The sequence below is a fragment of the Polaromonas sp. P1_G1 genome (assembly GCF_056405595.1).
The window spans coordinates 71918-82234 of sequence record NZ_JBFUBU010000010.1; the positions used below are offsets into that span (position 1 = coordinate 71918).

The following is a 10317-nucleotide window of genomic DNA, read 5'->3' on the forward strand; positions in this document are numbered from 1 at the left end:
CTGGCGTGGTTGCGCTCACCCTACGCGCTGCTGGATCGTTCGCTGGAGCGCGGAGAATTGACACTGCGTCTGCGCCTCCCCGTGATGGGCGATTGTCTGGTCACTGGCGATCCAGCACTGGTTGCCGAGATCACGAAGAATCGCGATCTCATAGGTGGTCGCGGGACCGAGGCCTTGCGACCGGTCGTCGGCCAACACAGCCTGATAGCCATTGAAGGCGAGCGCCATCAGGCGCACCGCAAGGCCCTATTGCCGCATTTCTTCTACGGAGACCTGTCGCGCTACGACATACTCACGCGCAAATGGGCCTGCCAGGCATTGCAAGAGATATCGCAAGGCCAGACATTCGAGGGCAGTCGCTTGGTCAGCACCATAACGCTCAATGCCATGGTGGAAATCCTCTTTGGTGCATTGAACACCGAGCAACACCAGGCAATGGTGTCGCACATCCAAACCTGGCTGGCATCGTTTCGCAATCCGGCCATTCTGTTTTTGAAACCCTTGCATGTGAATCTGGGCGCCTGGTCGGGCTGGGGCCGTTTTTTGATCAACCGGGAAAAGGTGCACACCTTTATCCGGGAGCAAATGACCCGCAAGGCAGCCCACGCCGTCGACGGTGGTGTATTGGGCGCGCTATTGCGTGCCCGCATGGCTGGCGACCATGCACTGACGGATGACGAAATCATCTCCGAGACCGTGACTTTTCTGCTATTCGGCCACGACACCAGCGCTGAGGCCATGGGCTGGGTCTTTCACCATCTGTGGAATCATGCCGACGCCCTGGCCGCGGTGCAGAACGAGGTCAGCACCCTGACCAACGCCCATGCAGAAGCACTGCCGGAAAACTTGCCGTTGCTGCAGTCGGCGATTCAGGAAAGTTTACGGCTGTGTCCGGTCGTGGTTCACTTGACCAGGCACGCTACAGCCAACACGGCGGTCGGTGAGCACGTCGTGCACGCTGGCAGCAGGGTCTTGCCATGCCAGTACTTGGCGCATCGCAATCCGGCTGTCTTTGAGCAAGCTACGCAATACCAACCGACACGGTTTCTCAACCCCAAGCCAGAATGGCGCCATGCCTATTTTCCGTTCGGTCTGGGTCAAAGGTTATGCGCGGGCATGCCCATGGCCCAACGGCAAATGACTTTGATCGCGGCCACGCTGTTGACACATAGCCAAATGGAGACGGTAGAGCCGGAAAAAGTCAGACCGGTGCGAAAAATGGTTCTCATCGTGCCCTCGGGTGGGCCCACGCTGCGCAGGGTGCGATGATGCAAAAAGTATTGGTTGTGACTGGCGGCCTGCTCAATGAGAAGGAAACTTCTGTGCTGCGCGCCTTGCGCAAGCAGTCGCTGCAATGGCGCGCCGCACAGGCCGCCTGGCTGGATTTGAAAATCAAGCTGGTGATGGCCGAGCCCATGATCGCTGGTCAAGTCGAGCGCCTGCTCGGCCGGCGACGTCTGTCGCCTTTGGTTCGCGAATATTTCGCCAACACAGAAAATCTGTCAGCGCCGGAACTGACCGAGGTGGTGCTGCAGACCCTGTTGGCGCAGGAGGGCATGGCCTATGGCGCCATTACCGTCGACGAAGTATTTGCCAATACCACTCACGCCCGGTCCTTGCTGGCGGAGTGCAACTGTGTCTTTCTGTCCGCGACCTTGCTGCGCGATCTGAGTGAGGTGGAGCCGCTGGTCAAGCGCCTCAAGCGTGCGCACAATCGCGTGGTCATCGGTGGCGCCCTGGGTGGCACGCTGGTACACGATTGGCCTGGCATGCCGGAAGTCGATGTATTGGCAGTAGGCTATGGCGAAATGCTGGTGCCGGAGCTGGTGCGCTATATCCGCTCAGGATTCACCAAGCTTGTGGCACCCGCATCGGGTAGCCTGGAGAAACGCGCAAGTACCCACGTTTTGCGCAGCGGCGTACCAAAGGGCAGTGACCTGGACTTTCTACCCACACCAGACTGGGCCCAAGCCGAGCGAGACCACGGTAGAAAATTTCCCATGGTGTATTACGAAAGCGTACGCGGATGCCCCTACCGCTGCAACTTTTGCAACTATCCCTATTTGTTCGATGACACGCGGTTTCGCTATAAAAGCGCCAAAAAAATCGCTGACGACTGGCAACGCTATCGCGAGGAAACTGGTGCGCAATATGTGACTTGCCTGGACTCGTTGTTCACCATGCCCAGGCGTCGGCTGGTTGAACTCTGCGGTGAACTGGTGAAACGTCAGCTTGGGCTCAAGTGGATCTGCTATGCCCGCGCCGACGATCTGGCCCACCCGGAGATTGCCGCCATGATGAAAGAGGCCGGCGCACACCAGGTGCAGATTGGCGTGGAATCCGGCGATCAAGGCATCCTCGACAACATGGACAAGCAATGCACGGTGGAGGCCAACCATCAGGCCTTGGTCAATTGTCGCGCCGTGGGCTTGACCAGCGTGGTGTCGCTGATAGTCGGCTTCCCGGGCGAAACGCCGCAAACCATGGACACCACCTTGGCGTTTCTAGCTGCCACGCCCCCAGATTTTTATTTCTTGGCCACTTTTAGCACGCGCGTTGCCGGTGTTCCGATTCTCAACAGTTTCAACCGCGACCGCTTCGACCTGCGCACGGACAGCAACCCCCATACCGTGGCACCGTACTGGGAACATGCGACGATGTCGGCCGCTGACGTCGGCAACCATGTGCGCCATCTGCATCAACGCATCATGGCCGAGAAAATTTCACTGAATGCGCCACTCTTCTATGCCGGTCTGTTGGGGTATAGACCCGAGCAGCGTAGCGACCTGCTGGATTTTCAGCACCGCGTTGCAACGCAACATCCTGTGGTTACACAATCGATGAACCTCGCCAATGCCTGGTTGGACCGGCATTTGCTCCGCGACATGGCACGTTGGCGCGCGCAATGACGAAGAGCGCCTTTGCCACACCAGACAGGGCGAGCGCCATGTTGTATGTGCGCCTGCTGGTGCAATTGAGCATATTGTTTGTACTGGTCTATGGTGGCTGCAATTGGCTGTCGGCACAACGTGAATCGACGTGGGGAATGTACACGCAGTGGGAACTGGCCATCCCATTTGTTCCGTCCATGGTCTTCGTTTACTTCTCCATTTCGGCGCTGTTCTGGCTACCGATGTTCTGCTTGAGCCCAGCACAAATGCGCGCCTTGGCCCGAGTATTTGCGCTGGCCACCGTCATCGGCGGCATCTGTTTCTTGCTGATACCTGGCCACTTGGGGCACACCCGCCCGACGACCGTTCCCGACTTTGCACCGGTCTTTGAGGCAATGTACCAACTAGACCTCAGCCACAACCTGGTCCCGTCCTTGCATATTACCTACAGCAGTCTGATCGTCTGGGTGATCGCCCATGCGCTGGCCGATAGCCAGCGCGGCCGTCTATGGACCACCTTACTGCGCGGTTGGTTGACCTTGATCGCAGCCTCGGTGCTGCTGGTACACCAACATCATCTGCTGGACGTTCTGGCGGGCCTTGCGCTGGGCCGCTACTGCTACAACCGCTATCTGAATCTAACCCGCCTGCGCATGTAAAGAACACCGGTCAACAGTCCGCACACCAAACCTATGCCAGAGGCAACGATGACACTAAAGCGCGCAGCGTTGAGCAAGGGGTTGTCAAACAGATTGAAGGAGAAATGCAGGCTGGCTATTCTCCACTCCCCATCCTGGCGCACCAGGGTAGCCGACCACGATGTCACGATGGCTAGCCGCATGCCGCCCTGGAACTCGTACGCATCGTCAGACGTTCCGTGGGCCATGGCCACTGCACCATGGATCAGTGGTGGCCCGTCCTGTATCACCCGAGTGTGCATGCCTGTCAGAACTGGCCCCGCTGCGCTCAGCATCTTGTTCACATAGGCGTCCACTGCGGCCTTGCCGACCAGAGTCTCGCCGTTCTTGGACAGCATGACGATATCGTCGGTAGCGTGGCGTAACAGGCGCTGGATATCCCGGGTATTGGTGGCTTCCTCGATTTCATGCAACAAGGCATGGATACGCTCAACCTCGGACGCTTGGTCTTCAGGTACGGCCGATGCGGCGGTACTGCCCACGAAAGCTAGCAGCACCATGCAAACCCACGAACGGACGAACGCCAAGCCCATCAACCCGGAAGATTGCTGGCCCTACTCGGTGGCGACTGGTGCCCTTGGTTGGCGACAGCCGAAGTATTCGGCAGACGCTCGGGTGAGGGTTCATGCGTCGGCACGGGCCCGCCCCACATGCGCGCATACTGCCGCCAAAAACCAACGGGTGCCACGCTGCGCCGGCCTTCTTCTGCCAAAGCTGTCCACGGCAGCCACGGTTTTTGGTGGTGCACCAAGTCCCAATTGCCTTTGAGCAACAGCCACGACATCGGCGCGCTGACACGCAGATTCAAGGCCCCGTTGACGACGTCGCGCGGCGTGAAGGCATGGGTCACGTACTGCCTTGTTGACCAGTTAAAAGCAAAACAGGCGTACATCAACAAGACGCTCTGCCATTTCAAATCCAGCAGCACGAACATTGCAGCCCAGAAACCTATCAGCAGCAACACTTCCACACGGATGCGACCCACTCCTTTTTTCTGAAAATCATCAAACAGTACGGCCGTGGTACGCGCCTTGCGAAAGGGTGCCGTCTTGAGCAGCGCCGGGCAAGTCGCCAGGATCACCATGCCCACCGGAATGGTGGGCCAGAAAAACCCGGAGAGCAGTCCGTACCATTGGCCCAGTTTAAGGAACATGTTGTCGCCCGGGTAGTACAGGTCAAACATCTCATGATCCGTGCGGTTGCAGCAGTGGTGCACCGTGTGGGTTACCTTGATCATGGAAAAGGGTATTGGAAATAGTAAGGCAGTGACAACCCCCAGCCATTGGTTGCAACGGGCATTGGGATGCAAGTTGTCGTGCGTGGCTTCGTGAATCAGCGCGTAATTGGTAAGCAGCACAAACGAAAAGGCGATGCCCAACAGCAGCGTTACTTCCAGGTTTGCCCGTGATCCCAGCCATAGCAAGGACAACGCCGCGGCATAGACGGTGCCGATGATCGCCAGGTTAATCCATGGCCGGATCGCCACTTTGTCAGCGTTGTTCACGCGGAACTGCGGCACCGCATTCATTTCTTGCGTGTCAGCCGCAGCCCAAGCCAAGCCAGCAGCAGACCGGCCGCAAAGGCCGCGACACCGGCAATCCAGATCAATCGCTCGGCACTGTTGAGCAGCGCGTTGTCAAACAGGTTGGTTGAAAAATGCAGTGCCGCCACTTTCCACTGCCCATCGGTCTTGGTGACAGTGGTACTCCACGCCGCCTTCAACTGAAAACTCAGTCCATCGGACAGTTCATAGGTGTCCACCGTGGTCCCGTAGGCCACCGCACTGTCGCCGTAAAACACGGCGGGCCCACCCAAGGTCGCCTTGGTGCTGAATTTCTTCACGATAGGGGCGCCGCCCTTGAGCATGCGGTTGTAGTACGCGCGAATTTGTTCGGGGCCACGTGACACTTCGGCGTTTTGCCAAGTCACCACCGCGTCCGGCTGCATCTGCTTGATGGCGGCCTCTACGTCCAGATTGCTGATGGCTTTTTCCATCTGGTCCAGCAGCGTTCGCAATTGCAGCCGGTCTTCGACCCTGCCCGCACTGGGATCGAGCACTGGCGCTGTCGCAGCCCAGGTCCACCCACAGGACACCAGCAGCGCACCCAGCAAAAAGTTGCGGGTCAGTTTCCCAATGCCAATTTGCCGCATAGTGTTCTCCTGTTGGAAGATGGTGAACTATAACGAACGATCACTGCCGTCGCAAAAAACCGAAAAAGCGATACAACAACGGGGCCACCAATGGGCTGCGAAAGAAATGGTCACATCCCCACACAGGATAGCAGGGACCGTGCTCCAACATGGAATTGCGGCACAGCACCATGCCGTCGTTGGGACCCAACTGGCTGATCGCCTGATAGCGGCCAATCAAGGAAGTCTGCATGTGGGCACCCAAGGGCACAGCGGAAAAATTGAACACTTGCATGCTCTTGGGCAGTTGAATCGGCACTTGCCAATACGGGTGGTCGGTGCGCATTTCTCGCAGCAACTCCGGGCCATTGCCAAACAGGCGGCAAATAAACCAGTATTTGAGGCGACGCCATGCTGTTGCGGTGTCGTAGTCGGCGATTTCACAGCCGCCGGCAATGCCACAGGCGTTCACCCAGCCACTCAACCGGTCAATGACCGGATGGTCCGGATGACGTTGCAGGAAGAGTCGAAAATCCGCGGTGCCCTTGCTTACCGTAAAAATCCACAGGTTGCGAGCCGTTTCGCGACTGAGCGCCTCGGCAATGATCTGCGCATTCACCGTGCTGGACGCAACACTGCGAATGGGCAGCGTCTCAACGGCAAAACCACAGTGGCGCGCAATATCGGCCACCAACTTGGCGTCGGCACCGGTTTCCGGAAAGTGGCCATGGAACAAAGCGGGAATGATCAGGACCTTGGCATCCAATGGCGGATGTGATGTGTGAACCGGCTCGGCGTTCACGGCATCAATGAATGGGCGGTGCTCTGCCGATGCATGCAGCGCCTGGTACAACACCATGGTCGCGTAATCAAGGCCCTGCGCACGCGCCAAGTGGCACAGCTCTTGTTCGGTGGGCAAACGGCCAGCCAGTTCGGCAACGGTTGGTGCGACGTGAGTGGCCAATTGAACGTCGTCAACCGGAGCGGATATGTACAGCTTGCCCATGAATCAACGCACGCCGGGACGTGACCAACCAAAATGCCACAGGTAGACAACAATCGAGGCATGCGTCAGGTCATTGCCAGGCAGTCGCTGCGCAAGCGTGGCATGCAGGGCCGGCAGTCGGCTCCAATGCAGTGCGGGCTGGTAGTGGTGTGCACTGTGAAAACCATTGTTGAAAAACATCCAGTTCCCCCATTTTCCGGTGAAGTTTCGCGACTCTCCCAGTACGGAGCCTGGATCGCAACCATCGTGTTGCAGCAAATTCACGCCCACCAACAGCGCCAGGCCCAGCAGCCAGGGCACAACGTTGTAGGCCAAAAATATCTGCCAGTCATGCAGGCACGCCAACGCCACGACGATAGCCAAAACAAGCTTTTCCAGTATCAGGCTGGCACGCATGGACTTCGGTAAACGCGGGGCATCTGCGCGTTGGCGCTGAATCATCATGTTGCCGCTTGCCACGACGACGTAGCGCAACAAACGCCACCATCCCAGCCCCTGGCCTGCAAGTCGTGGACTTATCCAATCGTCTTCGGCACCGGCTTGCACATGGTGGTTCAGGTTATGCGGAACGATGACGCCGCTGGCACTGTGTCCACGCGCAAGGCTCAAGGCCAGGTTGAAGCAAATATTCCACCTGCGATCCGTGAACACGGGCTGGTGCATGTGGTTGTGGTTGATGATGCTGGCAATGAAACAGGCCAGACTGGCGCACGCAATCCACGGCACAGCCAGGCCCGGTGTTGGCAGCCACGCGTGCGGCAACCCCAACAGCAGCAACGCCGCCATGGCAAATGCCAGGCTACGAACATCGGCACGGTGCTTGAGCATGCTCACTTTTTCTGTCCGACCGCGGCAAGCGTGTCTTGCGCGGCAATTTTCAGCGCATGGTATCGCCCAGGCTCCAGCGTCAGTTTTTGTGACGTGGGGGCACCGCACCAATGAATCGAAAGGTTGACGACGCCACGGTAATCACCCAGGCCAAACAACAGGCGTCTATCGTTTTGCGCCGAAAAACCGTTGGCAGCCAATACTTCACGCCATTGCTTATGCAGCGTGCCCTGGGCGGTGTATTCAATATCCACACGGGTGCCAATGGCGTCGCGGTTGCAGCTCTGGCCATCACCTGCCAGTGACAGGCCAATCCAGGATTTTGGCGCCGCGCCCGCAACGGACTGGTTGCGGTAAATGGATAGCGGCGCGAACTGGTGGGTCACCAGTACGTCCAGCCGGCCACGGTTGTCGAGATCGACCAGCGCAATGCCACGCGAATTTCCCAGCTTGTCCCAGCCCACACGTTGGGCGACGTCGACAAAGTGGCGCCCACGGTTCAGCTCCACCCGGTTGCGCTCAAACGGAAAAATGCAGCGGCCGCGCAGGTCGGCCCAACGGTCCGCGTAGCCATGCACATCGGGCCGCGTCAACGCAATTTTGTCGTTCCAATACCAGTAGTCAGGGCAGTCGGGGTAGATTTTGTCGTAGGCGTTGTCGACCATGCCATTGGCTTGCAAGATATCGACCCGACCATCCAAGTCCAGATCGCCGGCAGCCGCGCCCCAGCCAAACCGCTTTTCATTGAGCACGTTTTTTTGCATGGCCTGGTCGACCCAACTGGACGCTGTGTCACCTTTGCCGTTGTTCATCCACAGCAGGCTGCCTTCGGCCTGCAATTTTTCATGAACATTGGATACGTAAATACCAGGCCGACCGCTGCCATCAAAATCGGCTACCGACACGTTCATGCCTTTGTAGGTGTCTCGGCCAATCTCTCCGGCGACATTGCCCTTGACCATGGTAAACGTGCCGTCGCGTTGGTTGACCAACAATTGGTCCGGTCCAAAGTCGTTGGCCGCATACAGGTCCGGCCAGCCATCCCCATTGAGGTCAGCCGCGCCTATGGCCGTGGTCCAGCGTTTTTCACCGGCCAGCCCCAAGGCCTGTGCATCGGCCTTTTCGAATCGCCCACCTTGGTTGCGAAACAGGATCATGCCGCCGCCGTTGTTGGCGCTGTGCCAATTGCGGTGCATGAAATTGAACATCCGTCGGTCCCCGGGGTACTCGGGCTGCGGCAGTTTGAAAATATTGAACGGTGTTGGCTTGGCATAGTCCGGCAACAGGGGGTTCAATGCATTGCCAATCACCACATCGAGTTTGCCCGAATGCCCAAAGTCCGCCACATTTGCGGCAACGCTGATGCCGTAGTCACCAAGCCCCATCGCATCGCTGACATCGACAAAGGATAAATGTCCATCTTCGACCAGGCGGTTTCGCAGCAGGCGTACCTTGCCATAGCCCACCAGTATCAGCAAGTCCTGATCGCCGTCATTGTCGTAGTCAAAGAAGATGGCCCCCGACGGCAGGCCGTGAATCTCAGGGTGGTCGAAGATGCCATCCAATGCAGGTATGGCGACGCGCTCAAACTGGTAGTTGCCAAGGTTGCGGTACAGCGCCGCCCGGTCGCGCCCATCCTTGAGCGGATAGGTCAGAAAAATATCCTGCAAGCCATCGTTGTCGACGTCCGCCGCCGCCACCGCATCGCCCACCGACAGCACCCATTTCGCAATATGGGCAATGCGCGGGTCCACCGAATGCAGCACCTGCCCCGGCTGGGAGCTGATGCCAGCCTGCTCGGCAATGATCTCCTTGAATTCAAAATCCGGCGAAAAATCGCTGTCTGTGGCCAACAGGCTGTGAACGCCCAGCCAGGCAGCCGCCCCCATGCAGCCGACCATCGCCCAGCGTCTGTAGCTGAATGCCAACCGAACGCGCAAGGCGCCGACCCCATCGCGAATGGCCTGGCCGTGCGTCCACAGCAATCGCAGGCTTGCGCACAAAAACGCCGCGTAGAAAAGTGTCGACAAGGTCTCGCGCAAATGCAGAAGAAAATCGACTGCAACAATGCAAAACGCCAGCAGCACCTGGCCGCGCCGCGTGGCAGGTGAAGTCTGTGGGTCCGTCACCATGAAAAAGGTGAATAGATAAAAAGGTGGCGAGGTCAGAGTTCCCAGAAACCAGGTTTCCATCGGCATATGCCAACGCGTAAACCAAGCACGCACGCACAGGCTGATGGCGTAGAACAGCAGGAACGAGCCAATCAGGGCAAAGCGTTGGATCCGAAACACGAAAAATAGTGCCAGCGTGACGATGAAGGCCGCAATGGCGTAGGAGCCACCCCATTGGTAGGCGGGTGAGTCGCTGATCAAGCCGTCGGTCAGCAACAAGCTGGCGACCACACCAAACAAGGCTGGGTTGTACAGATGGCGACCACGCCAGGTGAACACATACTTGGACGAGATCGCAAAAAAAGCCGGCATTGCTGCCAGCCATAGACCATGCGCATAGTTGACCAGAATACTCAGCCCCAACCCAGTGATCAGCGCACTGAACGGGAACAACGGTGGTTCCTGAGGGCGAAAAATGCGGTGGAAAACCATGTCAAGTAGAACCGCGGCAGCAACCGTGGTGCAAACCTGCAGTGGACTGCGGTTAAAGCCCAGTACCGTCATGCCCAACAGCACATAGGTCAACAAAATGGCAGCCACCGGAAGCCGTGGGTCGCGCCAATCAGGTACACGCAGCCAAGTTTTCATTGCAG

At 58.1% G+C, this 10317-nt stretch carries 9 protein-coding genes; 3 read left to right on the plus strand and 6 right to left on the minus strand.

The window, feature by feature from the left end; translation table 11 throughout:
• Window positions 1–9: 9 nt before the first annotated feature.
• From AC1D1Y_RS06790 to AC1D1Y_RS06800, 3 genes are read left to right on the plus strand one after another with little or no spacing between them, the layout of a single operon-like run.
• Window positions 10–1269, plus strand: coding sequence for a cytochrome P450 (locus AC1D1Y_RS06790; RefSeq protein ID WP_477681659.1), 1260 nt, complete (start codon window positions 10–12; stop codon window positions 1267–1269).
• Window positions 1266–2909 (plus strand): B12-binding domain-containing radical SAM protein, encoded by a 1644-nt coding sequence (locus AC1D1Y_RS06795; protein ID WP_477681660.1) that lies wholly within the window; start codon window positions 1266–1268, stop codon window positions 2907–2909. Before AC1D1Y_RS06790 ends, AC1D1Y_RS06795 begins: the two co-directional genes overlap by 4 nt.
• Entirely contained in the window at window positions 2906–3550 is a 645-nt protein-coding gene (locus AC1D1Y_RS06800) for a phosphatase PAP2 family protein (RefSeq protein WP_477681661.1), read from the plus strand. The genes AC1D1Y_RS06795 and AC1D1Y_RS06800 overlap by 4 nt, the downstream gene beginning before the upstream one ends.
• Here AC1D1Y_RS06800 and AC1D1Y_RS06805 read toward each other — a convergent pair.
• Genes AC1D1Y_RS06805 through AC1D1Y_RS06830 form a run of 6 tightly spaced genes read right to left on the minus strand, consistent with a single transcriptional unit; the run spans window position 3520 to window position 10312 of the window.
• Complete coding sequence (locus AC1D1Y_RS06805; protein WP_477681662.1) at window positions 3520–4089, minus strand: YybH family protein; 570 nt, start codon at window positions 4087–4089, stop codon at window positions 3520–3522. The two genes, AC1D1Y_RS06800 and AC1D1Y_RS06805, sit on opposite strands and share 31 nt — an antisense overlap.
• Window positions 4090–4121: 32 nt before the next feature.
• Window positions 4122–5117, minus strand: a complete 996-nt coding sequence (locus AC1D1Y_RS06810) for a fatty acid desaturase family protein (RefSeq protein WP_477681663.1) — start codon at window positions 5115–5117, stop codon at window positions 4122–4124.
• On the minus strand, window positions 5114–5740 hold the full coding sequence (locus AC1D1Y_RS06815; protein ID WP_477681664.1) for a nuclear transport factor 2 family protein: 627 nt from the start codon (window positions 5738–5740) through the stop codon (window positions 5114–5116). Before AC1D1Y_RS06815 ends, AC1D1Y_RS06810 begins: the two co-directional genes overlap by 4 nt.
• A 40-nt stretch (window positions 5741–5780) precedes the next feature.
• A complete protein-coding gene (locus tag AC1D1Y_RS06820; RefSeq protein WP_477681665.1) occupies window positions 5781–6725 on the minus strand; it encodes a hypothetical protein in 945 nt (314 codons plus the stop codon).
• 3 nt (window positions 6726–6728) lie between these two features.
• The gene (locus AC1D1Y_RS06825; RefSeq protein WP_477681666.1) at window positions 6729–7553 is read right to left on the minus strand and encodes a fatty acid desaturase; all 825 of its coding nucleotides are present in this window, start codon (window positions 7551–7553) and stop codon (window positions 6729–6731) included.
• Window positions 7554–7555: 2 nt separating this feature from the next.
• Window positions 7556–10312 carry an FG-GAP-like repeat-containing protein gene (locus tag AC1D1Y_RS06830; RefSeq protein WP_477681667.1) on the minus strand — a complete coding sequence of 919 codons (2757 nt, stop codon included), beginning with the start codon at window positions 10310–10312 and terminating at the stop codon, window positions 7556–7558.
• Window positions 10313–10317 lie beyond the last annotated feature (5 nt).